The organism is Cupriavidus phytorum, assembly GCF_003254285.1.
Classification (GTDB): Bacteria; Pseudomonadota; Gammaproteobacteria; order Burkholderiales; family Burkholderiaceae; genus Cupriavidus; species Cupriavidus phytorum.
In genome coordinates this window covers 500,943-515,761 of sequence record NZ_QKZN01000003.1, presented here as the reverse complement: position 1 = coordinate 515,761, position 14,819 = coordinate 500,943, and the positions used below count along the sequence as shown (strand labels likewise).

Below are 14,819 nucleotides of genomic sequence, written 5' to 3'. Positions count from 1 at the left end.
CGCCCTTTTTTTATCCGCGCGCCGCGCGCAACGCTCAGAACTGCTCCGCGCTCAGCGCATTGACCGGCGCCCCGCCTCCAACCACGGCATCGCGCAACGCCGATGCCTGCGACAGGATGTGCTCGGCAAAGAAATGCGCGGTCGCGATCTTGGCTTCGTGGAAAGCCGGATCGTCGGCGCGCTTCGCGTCAGCAGCGAGCATGGCGCGGCCGAACTGCCAGCCGGAGAACACGATGCCACACAGCTTCAGGTAAGGCACGCTGCCGGCGAACACCGCATTCGGGTCCGACTTGGCGTTGGCGACGACGAACTCGACCACGGCTTCCAGTGCGGCGCGGCCCTTGGCCAGCTGCGCCTGCACCGCGGTGAAGGCGGAGCCGCCGTGCCGGCCGAGCGCGGCCTCGGTTTCGGCAATCTGCGCGCAGATCGCGCGGGCCACGGCGCCGCCGTCGCGCACGGTCTTGCGGCCGACCAGGTCGTTGGCCTGGATTGCCGTGGTGCCCTCGTAGATCGGCAGGATGCGTGCGTCGCGGTAGTGCTGTGCCGCGCCGGTTTCCTCGATAAAGCCCATGCCGCCGTGCACCTGTACGCCCAGGCTGGTGACATCGATCGACAGCTCCGTGCTCCAGCCCTTCACCACCGGCACCATGAACTCGTAGAACGCCTGGCTCTGCTTGCGCACGGCTTCGTCGGGATGCTGGTGCGCCGTGTCGCTGGCGGCCGCGGCCACATACGCCACCGCGCGCGCGCCTTCGGTCAGCGCGCGCATGGTCATCAGCATGCGCTTGACGTCGGGATGGTGGATGATGGTAACCGCCTCGCGCGCCGAGCCATCGACCGGGCGGCTCTGCACGCGCTCGCGCGCATACGCCACCGCCTGCTGGTAGGCGCGCTCGGACACCGCGATGCCCTGCATGCCGACCGAGAAGCGCGCCGAGTTCATCATGATGAACATGTACTCGAGGCCGCGGTTCTCTTCGCCGACCAGCGTGCCGATCGCGCCGCCATGGTCGCCGAACTGCAGCACCGCGGTGGGGCTGGCCTTGATGCCCAGCTTGTGTTCGATCGAGACGCAATGCACATCGTTGCGCGCCCCGTTGCTGCCATCGGCATTGACCAGGAACTTGGGCACGATGAACAGCGAGATGCCCTTGACGCCTTCGGGCGCGTCGGGCGTGCGGGCCAGCACGAGATGCACGATGTTCTGCGCCATGTCGTGCTCGCCGTAGGTGATGAAGATCTTGGTGCCGAACACCTTGTAGGTGCCGTCGCCCTGCGGCTCGGCGCGGGTGCGCACCGCAGCCAGGTCCGAGCCCGCCTGCGGCTCGGTCAGGTTCATGGTGCCGGTCCACTCGCCCGAGATCAGCTTGGGCAGGAAGGTGGCCTTCTGCGCGTCGGAACCTGCCGTCAGCAGCGCCTCGATGGCGCCGTCGGTCAGCAGCGGGCACAGCGCGAACGACAGGTTCGCGGTGTTCAGCATCTCGTTGCACGCCGTGGCGATCAGCTTGGGCAGGCCCTGGCCGCCGAATTCCTGCGGATGCAGCACGCCTTGCCAGCCGCCCTCGCCGAACTGGCGGAAGGCTTCCCTGAAGCCGGGCGTGGTGGTGACCACGCCGTCCTTCCAGCTGCTCGGATCCAGGTCGCCGGCGCGGTTCAGCGGCGCCACCACCTGCTCGTTGAACTTGGCGGCCTCGTCGAGCACGGCCTCGGCGGTCTCGCGGGTGGCTTCCTCGAAGCCGGGCAGCTGGCTGACGGCCTCAAGGCCGGCCAGCTCGTTCATGACGAACAGCATGTCCTTGATCGGCGCACGGTAGGTCATCGATGTCTCCCAACATGTATGAAAAAGCCGTTCGCGGGTCGCCCCCGGAACGGCTCGTTACTTGCCTGCTGCTATCCGTACCGGCCGCAGTGCGGCCGGCGCTGCATCAGCCCAGTGCTGCCACCAGCTCCGGCACCACCGTGTTCAGGTCGCCCACCAGGCCGTAGTCGGCCACGGAGAAGATCGGGGCCTCGGCATCCTTGTTGATCGCGACGATCACCTTGGAGTCCTTCATGCCGGCCAGGTGCTGGATCGCGCCCGAGATGCCGACGGCGATATACAGCTGCGGCGCGACGATCTTGCCGGTCTGGCCGACCTGGTAGTCGTTCGGCACGAAGCCGGCGTCGACCGCGGCGCGCGAGGCGCCCAGCGCGGCGTTGAGCTTGTCGGCGAGCGGCGTCAGCACCTTGGTGTAGTTCTCGCCCGAGCCCACGCCACGGCCACCCGAGACGATGATCTTGGCGGCGGTCAGTTCCGGACGGTCGCTCTTGGCCACTTCGCGCGAAACGAATTGCGAAACGCCCGCATCGGCCACGGCCGGCAGGGTCTCGACGGCGGCCGAGCCACCTTCGCCAGCGGCGGCGTCGAAGGCCGTGCCGCGCACGGTGATGACCTTGATCTTGTCTTCCGACTTGACCGTGGCAATGGCGTTGCCGGCGTAGATCGGGCGCTCGAAGGTGTCCGGGGCGTCGACCTTGGAGATTTCCGAGATCTGGGCCACGTCCAGCTTGGCGGCCACGCGCGGCAGGATGTTCTTGCCGTACGGGGTGGCCGGGGCCAGGATGTGCGAGTAGTCGTTGGCGATGGCCAGCGCCTGCTCGGCCACGTTCTCGGCCAGGCCGTCGCCGAAGTAGGCGGCATCGGCCAGCAGGACCTTGGTCACGCCAGCGATCTTGGCGGCGGCATCGGCCGCGGCCTTGGCGTTGGCGCCGGCCACCAGCACGTGCACGTCGCCGCCGCACTGGGCTGCGGCGGTCACGGTGTTGAGCGTGGCGCCCTTGATCGATTGATTGTCGTGTTCAGCAATGACGAGTGCAGTCATGTTCTATCTCCCCCGCGCTCAGATAACCTTGGCTTCGTTCTTCAGCTTCTGCACCAGCGTCGCGACGTCCGGCACCATCACACCCGCGCTGCGCTTGGGCGGCTCGACCACTTTCAGGGTCGACAGGCGCGGCTTGACGTCGACGCCGAGGTCTTCCGGCTTGACGGTGTCGAGCGGCTTCTTCTTCGCCTTCATGATGTTCGGCAGCGTCACGTAGCGCGGCTCGTTCAGGCGCAGGTCGGTGGTCACCACCGCCGGCAGGCTCAGCGACAGCGTTTCCAGGCCGCCGTCGACTTCACGCGTGACCGAGGCCTTGCCATCGGCCACCACCACCTTCGAGGCGAACGTGGCTTGCGGCAGGTTGGCCAGCGCGGCGACCATCTGGCCGGTCTGGTTGGAGTCGTCGTCGATGGCCTGCTTGCCCAGGATCACCAGTTGCGGCTGTTCCTTGTCGATCAGCGCCTTCAGCAGCTTGGCCACGGCCAGCGGTTGCAGGTCTTCGTTCGATTCCACCAGGATGCCGCGGTCGGCACCGATGGCCATCGCGGTGCGCAGGGTTTCCTGGCACTGCGTGACACCGCACGACACGGCGACCACTTCGGTGGCAACGCCGGCTTCCTTCAGGCGCACGGCCTCTTCCACGGCGATTTCGTCGAAGGGGTTCATGCTCATCTTGACGTTGGCCAGATCGACGCCCGAACCGTCCGCCTTGACGCGGACCTTGACGTTGTAATCCACCACCCGCTTGACTGCGACGAGTACTTTCATGCGCTCACTCCACTGATAGCTGATAGTCAGAAATTTTGTTCGCTCGTCATTATAACCACCGGGTTGGCGGCTCTCCTATTTTTCGAACGATCGTACTATTTTATCGGCAAAATGATGCCGGGCATAGGCCCGGCACCTTTTTTACCGGTCAGGCGATTGTGCCGCAAAGCCGCGCCGGCAGGCCTCGTCCGATTGGATGAAAGCCTCGAGTGACGCCGGCTTACCAGGAAATTACCAGGCCGTGATGACCGATTCCTTGAAGGTCGATGTGACGTATTGCTTGATTTCCGGCGAATGGTAGGCCTTCACCAGCTTGGCCACCCAGGGCTTGCTCTTGTCGGCGTCGCGGATCGCGATCAGGTTGGCGTACGGCCCCTTCGGGCCTTCCATGGCGATCGCGTCCTTGGTCGGCGACAGGCCCGCGGACTCGGCATAGTTGCCGTTGATGGCGGCGGCATCCAGGTCATCCAGCGAGCGCGGCAGCTGCGCGGCGTCGAGTTCGACGATGCGGATCTTCTTCGGGTTCTCCGCGATGTCCAGCGGCGTCGCCTTCAGGCCCGCGTTGGGCTTGAGCTTGATCACACCCTTGCTCTGCAGCAGCAACAGGCCGCGGCCGCCGTTGGTGGGGTCGTTGGGCACGCCCACGCGCGCGCCCTGCTTGAGCTGGTCGAGCGACTTGATCTTCTTCGAGTACACGCCCATCGGGAACGTCACCGTGTAGGCGATATGCGTGAACTTGTAGCCGCGGTCCTTGATCTGGGCTTCCAGGTACGGCAGGTGCTGGTAGCTGTTGGCATCCAGGTCGCCGGCGGCCAGCGCGGCATTGGGCTGGATGTAGTCACTGAACTCGACCACCTGGATATTGAGGCCGTCCTTGGCGGCGACCTTCTTCACCTGTTCCATGATCTGGGCGTGCGGGCCGCCGGTGACGCCGATCTTGATCGGCTTGTCCTGGGCGAGCGCGCCGGTAGCCAGCGAGGCGCCGAGGGCGGCGCCGAGAATCCAATGCAGCAGGTTGCGACGTTGCATGATGTGCGTTCCTATCTCGATAAAGTCTTGGGTTCAGCGATGGCTGATGCGGCGGACCAGCCAGTCGCCGAAGCTCTGCACCGCCTGCACGAACACGATCAGGATCACCACCACCGCCACCATCACCTCGGTGATGTAGCGCTGGTAGCCATAGCGGATGCCGAGGTCGCCCAGGCCGCCGCCGCCGATCGCGCCGGCCATGGCCGAATAACCGACCAGGCTGACGAAGGTGATGGTCAGGCCGGCGACGATGCCGGGCATGGCCTCGGGCAACAGCACCTTCCACACGATCTGGCGCGTGGTGGCGCCCATCGACTGCGCCGCCTCGACCAGGCCCTTGTCGACCTCGCGCAGCGCGCTTTCGACCAGGCGCGCGATAAACGGGATCGCCGCGATGGTCAGCGGCACGATCGCCGCGGTGGTGCCGATCGACGAGCCGACGATAAAGCGCGTGAACGGGATCACCACCACCAGCAGGATGATGAACGGGATCGAGCGCACCGCGTTGACCACCACGCCGATGGTGCGGTTGAACAGCGGGTGCGACAGCACGCCGCCACGGTTGGTCAGATGCAGCAGCACGCCCAGCGGCACGCCCAGCAGCGCGCCGACCACGCCCGAGATCGCCACCATCAGCAGGGTCTCGTTGAACGAGGTCAGGAACAGGTCAAACATTTCAGACCACATGCTCGAACTCCTCCACCACGACGCCTTGCGCCTGCAGGTATTCCATTGCCGCCTTCACATCGGCCAGGTCGCCGGTCGCCATGATCGCCAGCGAGCCGAAAGCCTGCCCCTGGATCTCGTCGATATGGCCGTGCAGGATATTGAAGTCGAGCCCGTAGCGGCGGATCGCCTGCGCCAGCACCGGCTGGTCGACGCCCTCGCCGGTGAAGGCCAGTCGGTAGACGTGGTCGCGCCCGTTGCCGAGCCGGCTTTCGACGCGCTTGAGCACGCTCGCCGGCAGCTCCTGCGAGATGACGTCGCCGATCATGGCGCGCGTGACCTCGTGCTGCGGCCGCAGGAATACGTCGATCACGCGGCCGGTCTCCACCACCTGGCCGGCCTCGAGCACAGCCACGCGGTCGCAGACCTGCTTGATGACTTCCATCTGGTGCGTGATCATCACGATGGTCAGGCCCAGCTCGCGGTTGATCTGCTTGAGCAGGTCCAGGATGGAACGCGTGGTTTCCGGATCCAGCGCGGACGTGGCCTCGTCGGACAGCAGCACCTTGGGCTTGCTCGCCAGCGCGCGCGCAATGCCCACGCGTTGCTTCTGCCCGCCGCTGATCTGCGCCGGGTAGCGGTCCTTCAGCGCCGACAGCCCGACCAGCTCCAGCAGCGGCAGCACGGTTGCGGCGATTTCAGCCTTGGGCTTGCCGGCCAGCTCCAGCGGCAGCGCGACGTTGTCATAGACGGTGCGCGACGACAGCAGGTTGAAGTGCTGGAAGATCATGCCGATCTCGCGCCGCGCCAGGCGCAGCGCACCCTTGTCCAGCGCGGTCAGGTCCTGGCCGTCGACGACGACGCGGCCGCTGGTGGGCCGGTTCAGCAGGTTGATGGCGCGTACCAGCGTGCTCTTGCCGGCGCCGCTGCGGCCGATGATGCCGAAGACTTCGCCCGCCGCAATCGACAGGCTGACGTCCCGCAATGCATGCACGTCGCCAGACGCGCCCGGGAAGCGCTGCGACAGTCCTTGCAGTTCGATCATGGAAAAGGTGACCAAAAGAAAACGGCAACAGGCGAGGGATCTCCAGCGCTGTTGCCGCTCGTTATTTTTCTGAAGCGCGTATTTTATGCGATTGGCTTCATACCTTAAACGACTTTTTGCCGATGTCTTTATGCGTTCCCGGCATATAAAGACCCGACAAGTCGATCAGGAGGCACGCCAGGATGGCGGCCGCTTGTCGATGAAGGCCTGCACGCCCTCCAGCGCCGACTCGTCCATCATGTTGCACGCCATGGTCTGGCCGGCAAGCTGGTAGGCCGCCTCGATGCCCATCTCGAGCTGGCGGTAGAACAGCCCCTTGCCGGCGGCAACGGCGGCGGCGGGCTTGGCGCAGATGCTGGCGGCCAGCCGCGCCACTTCGGCGTCCAGGTCGCCGGCCGGCACCACCCGGTTGACCAGCCCGCGTTCGCGCGCACCGGCGGCGTCAATCATGTCGCCGGTCAGCAGCATTTCCATGGCCTGCTTGCGGTGCAGGTTGCGTGACAGCGCCACGCCCGGGGTCGAGCAGAACAGGCCCAGGTTGACGCCCGACACGGCAAAGCGCGCATCGTCCGCGGCCACCGCCAGGTCGCACATCGCCACCAGCTGGCAGCCGGCCGCGGTGGCAATGCCCTGGACCCGGGCGATCACCGGCTGCGGCATCTGCTGGATCGCCATCATCATGCGCGTGCAGCGGTCGAACAAACGCCGGTAGTAATCATGCGACGGCGCCGCGCGCATCTCGCGCAGGTCGTGGCCGGCGCAGAAGGCCTTGCCGGCGCCCGCCAGCACCACCACGCGCACGCTGGGGTCGGCGGCGAGCCGGCGCAGCGCATCGGTGAGCGCATCGAGCAGCCCTTCGGACAAGGCGTTGAAGGCCTGCGGCCGGTTCATGGTCAGGCGCGCCACGCCGGCGGCGTCGCGCGATTCGGTCAGCAGCGGCGCGTCGACGCGCGCATCGTTCTCGGCCATGGCGGCGGTCTCCTAATGCTCCAGCAGCACCTTCAGGTGGGCCAGCACGCTGCGGCCCAGCGCGCTGAGGTTGTAGCCGCCCTCGAGGCAGCTGACGATGCGGCCCTGCGCATGGGTGCGCGCGACGTCGACCAGCTGGCCCGTGATCCAGGCGTAGTCCTGCTCCACTAGGCCCATCTGGCCCAGGTCGTCCTCGCGGTGCGCGTCGAAGCCGGCCGAAATGAACAGCATCTGCGGACGGAATTCATTGAGGCGCGGCAGCCAGATGGTCTCGACCACCTCGCGCACCGCCATGCCGTTGCTGTACGCCGGCAGCGGGATGTTGACCATATTCGGCGCCAGGTGCTCGGTGCCGCTGTAGGGATAGAACGGGTGCTGGAAGATGCTGCACATCATCACGCGCTCGTCGCCGCGGAACGCCGCCTCGGTGCCGTTGCCATGATGGACGTCGAAGTCGATGATCGCGACGCGCTCCAGCCCGTGCGCCTGCAGCGCGTGGCGCGCGGCGATGGCTACGTTGTTGTAGAAGCAGAAGCCCATGGCGCGGCCGGGTTCGGCGTGGTGGCCGGGCGGGCGCACGCAGCAGAACGCGTTCTCGAACTCGCCGGCGATCACCGCATCGGTGGCCGCCACCGCCGCGCCCGCGGCCAGCGTCGCGGCGGCGAGCGTGTGGGCGTTCATCGAGGTGTCCGGGTCGATCGCGTGGTAGCCGCTCGACGGGCTGGCGCTTTCGAGCGCGTCGACGTGCTCGGGCCGGTGCACGCGCTCGAGCTGCTCGCGCGTGGCGGGGGGCGCCTCGCGGCGCTCCAGCAGCCCGTCCAGGCCATGCGAAATCAGGTGATCCTCGATCGCCTGCAGGCGCTCCGGACACTCGGGATGGAAGTGCCCCATCTCGTGCCGCTGGAACTCGGGGTGCGTGTAATAGCCTGTCGGCATCTCTTATCGTCGCAATGGGTTGCAGTGCGTCGCCATGTTGTCTCCAAACGTTACGTTAGCACACGCCACGCCTGGCCACCCAGCAGCGCCGGCGCGCCAAGCCGCACCCGCCCCGCCGCGGCTGCCGCGGTGGCATCCGCTATACTCGGTGCGACTTGCAAAGGACACCATGACCGACACCCAGCGCTCACTGCGACGCCCCCTGCTGGGCGCCGCGCTTTCCGCTGCCGCACTCGGACTCTGCGGCCTCTCCTCCAGCCTGCTCGCCGCCGGCAAACGCCGCGTCAGCGTGCGCGAGGAAGAAATCGAACCCGGCCGCTACCGCGACAACCCGCAAGCACGTGCCTTTATCGACGAGATGGTGGCGCGCCACGGCTTTGACCGCGGCATGCTGCAGGAATGGTTCGGGCAGGCGGTCTACTCGGCCACCGTGGTACGGCTGATCATGCCGCCCGCCACCACCGGGCGCAAAAGCTGGCGCACCTACCGCTCGCGCTTTATCGAGCCGATCCGCATCGATGCCGGCGTGCGCTTCTGGCAGGACAACCGCGACACGCTGCGCCGCGCCGAGGCCGAATTCGGCGTGCCGGCCTCGGTCATCGTCGGCATCATCGGCGTCGAAACCATCTACGGCCGCGACATGGGCTCGTTCCGCGTGCTCGATTCGCTGTCGACGCTGGCGTTCGACTATCCCGCCACGCCCAACCGCGAAGCCCGCACCACGCTGTTCCGCAACCAGCTGGCCGACTACCTGCTGTGGTGCCGCGACACCCGCACCGACGTCTACTCGGTGCTGGGCTCGTATGCCGGCGCCATCGGCATTCCGCAGTTCATGCCGACCAGCCTGCGCGAATACGCCATCGACTACGACAACAACGGCCATATCGACCTGCGCAACAGCCCCACCGATGCCATCGGCAGCGTGGCGCGCTTCCTGCAGCTGCACGGCTGGGAGCCGGGCCGCCCGGTGGTGTGGCGCATCGCCAACGACGCCGGCAGCCTGGGCATCGCCACCGCGGCGGCCGATGGCGAGCCGTGGCCGACCCGCACCCTCGACCAGCTGACCCGTGCCGGGCTGCGCGTGGACGAACCCATCAACCTGGCGCGCGAAGGCCAAACCGGGGTGCTGGTGGTGGACCTGCCCACGCCGGACCAGCCCACCGAGTACCTGCTGGGCCTGCGCAACTTCTATGTGCTGACGCGGTACAACCGCAGCTTCTTCTATGCGCTGGCGGTGTACCAGCTGGGCGAGGCGGTCAAGGCGGCGATGGGCTGAGGCGGCACGACCAAAGTCAAAAAGGCCTCGCGCGAGCGAGGCCTTTCTTGTTTTGGCGGCGGCGCTGCGGCTCAGGCCGGGAACACGCCGGTAGACAGGTAGCGGTCGCCGCGGTCGCACACCACGAAGACGATGGTGGCGTTCTCGACTTCCTCGGCGACGCGCAAGGCCACGCACAGCGCACCGGCCGCGGAAATGCCGCAGAAGATGCCCTCTTCCGATGCCATGCGGCGCGCCATGTGCTCGGCATCGCCCTGGCTGACCGGCTCGGTGCGGTCGATGAACTTGGGATCGTAGATCTTGGGCAGATACGCTTCCGGCCACTTGCGGATGCCCGGAATGCGCGAGCCTTCGGCCGGCTGCGCGCCGACGATCTGGATCGCGGGATTCTGCTCCTTGAGGTAGCGCGACACGCCAGTGATGGTGCCAGTGGTGCCCATCGCCGAAACGAAATGGGTGATGCGGCCGTCGGTATCGCGCCAGATTTCGGGGCCGGTGCCCTCGTAGTGCGCCTGCGGGTTGTCCGGGTTGGCAAACTGGTCGAGGATCACGCCCTTGCCGTCGCGCTCCATCGAATCGGCCAGGTCGCGCGCATATTCCATGCCGCCCTTGACCGGCGTCAGGACGATCTCGGCGCCGTAGGCCGCCATGCTCTGGCGGCGCTCGAGGCTGAGGTCCTCGGGCATGATCAGCACCATCTTGTAGCCGCGGATGGCGGCCGCCATGGCCAGCGCGATGCCGGTATTGCCCGAGGTCGCCTCGATCAGCGTATCGCCCGGCTTGATGCGCCCGCGCGCCTCGGCCCGGGCGATCATCGACACCGCCGGGCGGTCCTTGACCGAACCGGCCGGATTGTTGCCTTCGAGCTTGCCGAGGATCACATTGCCGCGCGCGTCGTTGGCGGCGCCGGGGATGCGCTGCAGTCTGACCAGCGGCGTATTGCCGATGGTGTCTTCAATTGTCTTGTAGGCCATGGGGCGAAGGAAGGTCGCAATCGGGGGAATCGGGGGGATGCCGGGGGATTCCAGTTCGCCGGCCATTGTAATCCAGACCCCTATCCCCTCGCCGGCAGGCGGGATTTGCCCCGCCTGCCGGCATCGGTCGTGGCTCAGGCCTCTTCGCGGTTGCCTTCGCCCAGCAGGTGGTACAGCAGGATGCAGCCGAAGGTGGCGGTGCCGATGCCGCCCAGGGTCATGCCGCCCAGCTTCAGCGTCAGGTCGCCGGCCGCCACCGTCAGCGTGGCGCCCACCGTGATCAGGTTGCGCGAGCTGGAGAAATCCACGTGATTCTGCACCCAGATGCGGCCCGCGGTGGCCGCGATCAGGCCGAACACGACGATGGTCAGGCCGCCGATCACCGGCCCCGGGATGGTCAGGATCAGCGCGCCGAACTTTGGCGAGAAGCCCAGCAGGATGGCCACCGCGGCCGCCACCACGAAGATCAGCGTCGAATAGATCTTGGTGACCGCCATCACCCCCATATTCTCGGCATAAGTGGTCACGCCGGTGCCGCCGCCGCTGGCCGACAGCATGGTGGCGATGCCGTCGCCGATAAAGGCGCGGCCGATGTACGGGTCCAGGTTGCGACCGGTCATCACGCCGATGGCCTTGATATGGCCGAGGTTCTCGGCCACCAGCACGATCGCCACCGGCGCGATCAGCAGCATCGCGCCCAGCTCGAACGTCGGCGCGGTGAACGCCGGCAGGCCGAACCAGCTGGCGGCGGCCACGCCGGAGAAATCGATCGGCTTGCCCAGCCCCATCACATTGGTGCCCAGGTAGTAGGCAACGTAGCCGGCCAGGCCGCCGATCAACACCGGCAGGCGCCCGACCATGCCGGGCGCGCGCACCGCCACCAGCCCCACCGCGACCACGGTCAGCAACCCCACCCAGGTATCGAGCGCCGCGCCGCTGACCGCCTTGACCGCCACCGGTGCCAGGTTCAGCCCGATCGCCGCGACGATGGCGCCGGTCACCACCGGCGGCATCAGCTTTTCCACCCAGGCGTAGCCGGCCGCCTGCACCACCAGGCCGATCACGGTGTACAGCGCACCGGCGGCAATGATGCCGCCCAGCGCCACCGGGATATTGAGGTTGGGGCCGCTGCCGGCATAGCCGGTGGCGGCGATCACCACCGCAATGAAGGCAAAGCTGGAGCCCAGGTAGCTGGGCACCCGGCCGCGCACGCACAGGAAGAAGATCAGCGTGCCGATGCCGGAAAACAGGATGGCGATATTCGGGTTGAAGCCCATCAGGATCGGCGCGATGGCGGTCGAGCCGAACATCGCCACCACGTGCTGGATCCCGGCCAGCAGTGTCTGCCCCGCGGGCAGCCGCTCATCGGGCCCGATCACACCCTCGGTCTTGAGCCGCCATTGCGGCAGGAATCCCGCGTCCTCGCCATTCGCCATATTGTCTTGCTCCCTGTGGTCCGGGCTGGCCACCGGATCGGCGGCCGCCGCGCTTGTGCCTGCTTGTTAGGTTGTGGATTGCCGTTCGGCAGCCGCGCGGCAGGTCCTGCCTGCGCGGCGTCCGCATGATACTCCGCCGCCACGGGGGCTGCGAAGCCGGCAAGCTTTAGCACAACGCATACCAGCCACAACGCACCCGGCCGCAGCACGACCGGGCACAGGGTAGCAGTGGCGATGCTAGCGGGCCGGCTTTGCCGGTGCGGCCGTCGCCTTTGCCCCCTTGGCGGGCGCCGGCGTGGCCGCCGGCGCAGCGGAAGGCGCCGCGGTGGGCGCCGCGGATGACGCGCCCTTGCCGGCGATGGTCAGGCCGGCGTCCTGCAGCTTGGCCACCGACTTGGGCCCGATGCCGCTGACGCGCTCGGCCAGGTCGGCGGCGTCCTTGTACGGCCCGCGCTTGTTGCGCTCTTCGACGATGTGGCGGGCCGTGGCCGGCCCCACGCCCTTGACCGAGGTCAGCGCCGCCTCGTCGGCGGTGTTGACGTCGACCGCGGCACGCGCGGTGCCGCCGGCAAGCAGGCACAAGGTTGCCGCGAGGGAGATCAGGGAAAAACGCCGGGCAAGTTGCCGGATCCAGTGCATGGCCATAAGGGCTCTCCTTTCCTGTGGATGGTCTGAGGTACCACCCCCGCCGGGGCGGCGAGGTCAGGTCAGGATAGGGGCGCGCCGCGAGGGCGGCGCATGCGGCAACAAAAGTTGACACCGGCCGCACAAAAGCGTGTCGGCCGGCGTGAGGCAGGAACGATGCGGGTTCAGCCGTTGCGCTCGAGCAGCCAACGGCAGTAGCGCGCCACGCCTTCCTCGACGGTCAGGAAGCGCTCGCCGTAGCCGGCGCCGCGCAGCTTGGACACATCGGACTGCGTAAAGCACTGGTACTTGCCGCGCAGCGCGTCGGGAAACTTGACGTACTCGACCAGCCCTTCCTGCACCAGGTCGTCCAGCGACAGCGGCGGCTTGCCTTCGGCCTCGCGCAGCGTGTTGACCACGGTCGCGGCGATGTCGTTGAACGGCTGGGCGCGGCCGGTGCCCAGGTTGAAGATGCCGGACTTCTCCGGATGGTCGAAGAAGAACAGGTTGACCTTGACCACGTCCTCGACCGAGATGAAGTCGCGGCTCTGCATGCCCGGGCCATAGCCGCCGTATTCGCCGAACAGCTTGACCGTGCCGTCGGCGCGGAACTGGTTGAAATTGTGGAACGCCACCGAGGCCATGCGGCCCTTGTGCGTTTCGCGCGGACCGTACACGTTGAAGTAGCGGAAGCCGACGATCTGCGACAGCGCCGACGGCAGCCGGCGCCGCACGATCTGGTCGAACAGGAACTTGGAGTAGCCGTACACGTTGAGCGGACGCTCGAACTCGCGGTCTTCGCGGAACACCTGCGAGGCGCCGTAGGTCGCCGCCGACGATGCGTACAGGAACTGCGCGCCCTGCTCCAGGCAGCTCTCCATCAGCGACAGCGTGTAGCGGTAGTTGTTCTCCATCATATAGCGGCCGTCGGTCTCCATGGTGTCGGAGCACGCGCCTTCATGGAATACCGCGCGGACCTTGCCGAACTCGCCGCGGGCAAAGCGCGCGAGGAAGTCCTGCTTGTCGAGGTAATCGGAGATCTCGCAGTCGACCAGGTTGTGGAACTTGTCGGCGCGGGTCAGGTTGTCGACGGCGATGACGTTGGTCTCGCCGCGTTCGTTCAGGCCCTTGACGAGATTGCTGCCGATAAAACCCGCGGCGCCGGTGACGATGATGGTCATGGTCGGATCAGGATGGGGCGCCGCGCCTCAGGCAGCGGCGCCGAACAATTCGGGATAAGTGACGACGGCGGTGCCCAGCTTGCCGACCACGATGCCGCCGGCGCGATTGGCATGCTGCACGGCTTCCTTGAGCGGCACGCCGGCACCCATCATGGTGGCGAGCGTGGCGATCACGGTGTCGCCGGCACCGGATACATCATAGACCTCGCGCGCCTGCGCGGAGACGTGCAGCACTTCGGCTTCGGTATAGAGCGTCATACCCTCTTCCGAGCGCGTCAGCAGCAGCGCTTCGAGCTGCAGCGCGCGGCGCAGGTTCTGCGCGCGGATGGTCAGGTCGGCCTCGGTCTTCCAGGCGCCGACCACCGCGCGCATCTCGGCGCGGTTGGGAGTGATCAGCGTGGCGCCGCGGTAGCGCGAGTAGTCGTCACCCTTGGGGTCGACCAGTACCTTGCGGCCGGCCGCGCGGCCGGCGTCGATCATGCGCGTGACATGGGTCAGCCCGCCCTTGCCGTAGTCGGACAGCACCAGCACCTGGTAATCGTTGACCAGGCCCTGGAACTTGTCCTGTACCGCGAGCAGCACTTCGTGCGCCGGCGTGTTCTCGAAATCGACGCGCAGCAGTTGCTGCTGGTGCGCCACCACGCGCAGCTTGATGGTGGTGTTGATCTTGGCATCGCGGTGCAGGTAGGGCTGCACCTGGCTCTCGGCCAGCAGCGCCTCGAGCGTGCGCGCCGGCTCGTCGTCGCCGACCACGCCCAGCATGCCCACGCGTGCGCCCAGCGCCGCGGCGTTGCGGGCCACATTGGCGGCGCCGCCCAGGCGCTCGTCGCTGCGCTTGACCTGCACCACCGGCACCGGCGCTTCGGGCGAAATGCGCTCGACGTCGCCGAACCAATAGCGGTCCAGCATCATGTCGCCGACCACCAGGATATGGGACTGCCGGATCTGCTCCTGCGGAATGACGGTCTTGTTCATGAAGATCCTTGGCAATAAACGTGGCGGCAGCCGCCGCCGCGTTAGCTTATCGGTTGATGAGTCCGTTGACCCGCCGGCG

Annotated in this window: 14 protein-coding genes; 1 reads left to right on the top strand and 13 read right to left on the bottom strand. The window is 67.1% G+C overall.

Annotation, left to right across the window (positions count from 1 at the left end; genetic code table 11):
• Positions 1–34 precede the first annotated feature (34 nt).
• The 8 genes from C7416_RS10770 to C7416_RS10735 form a co-directional block, all read right to left on the bottom strand.
• Positions 35–1,819: an acyl-CoA dehydrogenase gene (locus tag C7416_RS10770; RefSeq protein WP_111518941.1), complete on the bottom strand. Its 1,785-nt coding sequence runs from the start codon at positions 1,817–1,819 to the stop codon at positions 35–37.
• Between the two features lie 106 nt (positions 1,820–1,925).
• Entirely contained in the window at positions 1,926–2,861 is a 936-nt protein-coding gene (locus C7416_RS10765; protein ID WP_111518939.1) for an electron transfer flavoprotein subunit alpha/FixB family protein, read from the bottom strand.
• A gap of 18 nt (positions 2,862–2,879) precedes the next feature.
• Positions 2,880–3,629 carry an electron transfer flavoprotein subunit beta/FixA family protein gene (locus C7416_RS10760; protein WP_062797375.1) on the bottom strand — a complete coding sequence of 250 codons (750 nt, stop codon included), beginning with the start codon at positions 3,627–3,629 and terminating at the stop codon, positions 2,880–2,882.
• Between the two features lie 231 nt (positions 3,630–3,860).
• Positions 3,861–4,658, bottom strand: coding sequence for a MetQ/NlpA family ABC transporter substrate-binding protein (locus tag C7416_RS10755; RefSeq protein ID WP_111518937.1), 798 nt, complete (start codon positions 4,656–4,658; stop codon positions 3,861–3,863).
• A 33-nt stretch (positions 4,659–4,691) separates the two neighbouring features.
• Positions 4,692–5,345, bottom strand: coding sequence for a methionine ABC transporter permease (locus C7416_RS10750; RefSeq protein ID WP_092308203.1), 654 nt, complete (start codon positions 5,343–5,345; stop codon positions 4,692–4,694).
• Positions 5,335–6,369, bottom strand: coding sequence for a methionine ABC transporter ATP-binding protein (locus C7416_RS10745; RefSeq protein ID WP_111519061.1), 1,035 nt, complete (start codon positions 6,367–6,369; stop codon positions 5,335–5,337). Before C7416_RS10745 ends, C7416_RS10750 begins: the two co-directional genes overlap by 11 nt.
• 165 nt (positions 6,370–6,534) lie before the next feature.
• The gene (locus tag C7416_RS10740; RefSeq protein ID WP_111518935.1) at positions 6,535–7,338 is read right to left on the bottom strand and encodes an enoyl-CoA hydratase; all 804 of its coding nucleotides are present in this window, start codon (positions 7,336–7,338) and stop codon (positions 6,535–6,537) included.
• 12 nt (positions 7,339–7,350) lie between these two features.
• Complete coding sequence (locus C7416_RS10735) at positions 7,351–8,274, bottom strand: histone deacetylase family protein (RefSeq protein WP_111518926.1); 924 nt, start codon at positions 8,272–8,274, stop codon at positions 7,351–7,353.
• Positions 8,275–8,443: 169 nt separating this feature from the next.
• Here C7416_RS10735 and mltB point away from each other — a divergent pair, with 169 nt between their 5' ends.
• Positions 8,444–9,550, top strand: coding sequence for a lytic murein transglycosylase B (mltB, locus tag C7416_RS10730; protein WP_111518924.1), 1,107 nt, complete (start codon positions 8,444–8,446; stop codon positions 9,548–9,550).
• Between the two features lie 71 nt (positions 9,551–9,621).
• Here mltB and cysM read toward each other — a convergent pair whose 3' ends face one another.
• The 5 genes from cysM to rfaE1 all read right to left on the bottom strand — a co-directional run bounded on the left by cysM (position 9,622) and on the right by rfaE1 (position 14,740).
• Positions 9,622–10,524 (bottom strand): cysteine synthase CysM, encoded by a 903-nt coding sequence (gene cysM / locus C7416_RS10725; RefSeq protein ID WP_111518922.1) that lies wholly within the window; start codon positions 10,522–10,524, stop codon positions 9,622–9,624.
• Between the two features lie 134 nt (positions 10,525–10,658).
• Complete coding sequence (locus C7416_RS10720) at positions 10,659–11,960, bottom strand: solute carrier family 23 protein (protein WP_111518920.1); 1,302 nt, start codon at positions 11,958–11,960, stop codon at positions 10,659–10,661.
• Between the two features lie 237 nt (positions 11,961–12,197).
• Positions 12,198–12,605 carry a ComEA family DNA-binding protein gene (locus tag C7416_RS10715; RefSeq protein WP_111518918.1) on the bottom strand — a complete coding sequence of 136 codons (408 nt, stop codon included), beginning with the start codon at positions 12,603–12,605 and terminating at the stop codon, positions 12,198–12,200.
• Positions 12,606–12,769: 164 nt separating this feature from the next.
• Positions 12,770–13,765, bottom strand: coding sequence for an ADP-glyceromanno-heptose 6-epimerase (rfaD, locus tag C7416_RS10710; protein WP_111518916.1), 996 nt, complete (start codon positions 13,763–13,765; stop codon positions 12,770–12,772).
• Between the two features lie 27 nt (positions 13,766–13,792).
• Positions 13,793–14,740, bottom strand: a complete 948-nt coding sequence (rfaE1, locus tag C7416_RS10705) for a D-glycero-beta-D-manno-heptose-7-phosphate kinase (RefSeq protein WP_111518914.1) — start codon at positions 14,738–14,740, stop codon at positions 13,793–13,795.
• Positions 14,741–14,819: the final 79 nt, after the last annotated feature.

Bases quoted from the DNA above. Each gene is read 5' to 3' on its own strand.
- C7416_RS10770 (WP_111518941.1), bottom strand. From the start codon at position 1,819: ATGACCTACCGTGCGCCGATCAAGGACATGCTGTTCGTCATGAACGAG.
- C7416_RS10765 (WP_111518939.1), bottom strand. From the start codon at position 2,861: ATGACTGCACTCGTCATTGCTGAACACGACAATCAATCGATCAAGGGC.
- C7416_RS10760 (WP_062797375.1), bottom strand. From the start codon at position 3,629: ATGAAAGTACTCGTCGCAGTCAAGCGGGTGGTGGATTACAACGTCAAG.
- C7416_RS10755 (WP_111518937.1), bottom strand. From the start codon at position 4,658: ATGCAACGTCGCAACCTGCTGCATTGGATTCTCGGCGCCGCCCTCGGC.
- C7416_RS10750 (WP_092308203.1), bottom strand. From the start codon at position 5,345: ATGTGGTCTGAAATGTTTGACCTGTTCCTGACCTCGTTCAACGAGACC.
- C7416_RS10745 (WP_111519061.1), bottom strand. From the start codon at position 6,369: ATGATCGAACTGCAAGGACTGTCGCAGCGCTTCCCGGGCGCGTCTGGC.
- C7416_RS10740 (WP_111518935.1), bottom strand. From the start codon at position 7,338: ATGGCCGAGAACGATGCGCGCGTCGACGCGCCGCTGCTGACCGAATCG.
- C7416_RS10735 (WP_111518926.1), bottom strand. From the start codon at position 8,274: ATGCCGACAGGCTATTACACGCACCCCGAGTTCCAGCGGCACGAGATG.
- mltB (WP_111518924.1), top strand. From the start codon at position 8,444: ATGACCGACACCCAGCGCTCACTGCGACGCCCCCTGCTGGGCGCCGCG.
- cysM (WP_111518922.1), bottom strand. From the start codon at position 10,524: ATGGCCTACAAGACAATTGAAGACACCATCGGCAATACGCCGCTGGTC.
- C7416_RS10720 (WP_111518920.1), bottom strand. From the start codon at position 11,960: ATGGCGAATGGCGAGGACGCGGGATTCCTGCCGCAATGGCGGCTCAAG.
- C7416_RS10715 (WP_111518918.1), bottom strand. From the start codon at position 12,605: ATGGCCATGCACTGGATCCGGCAACTTGCCCGGCGTTTTTCCCTGATC.
- rfaD (WP_111518916.1), bottom strand. From the start codon at position 13,765: ATGACCATCATCGTCACCGGCGCCGCGGGTTTTATCGGCAGCAATCTC.
- rfaE1 (WP_111518914.1), bottom strand. From the start codon at position 14,740: ATGAACAAGACCGTCATTCCGCAGGAGCAGATCCGGCAGTCCCATATC.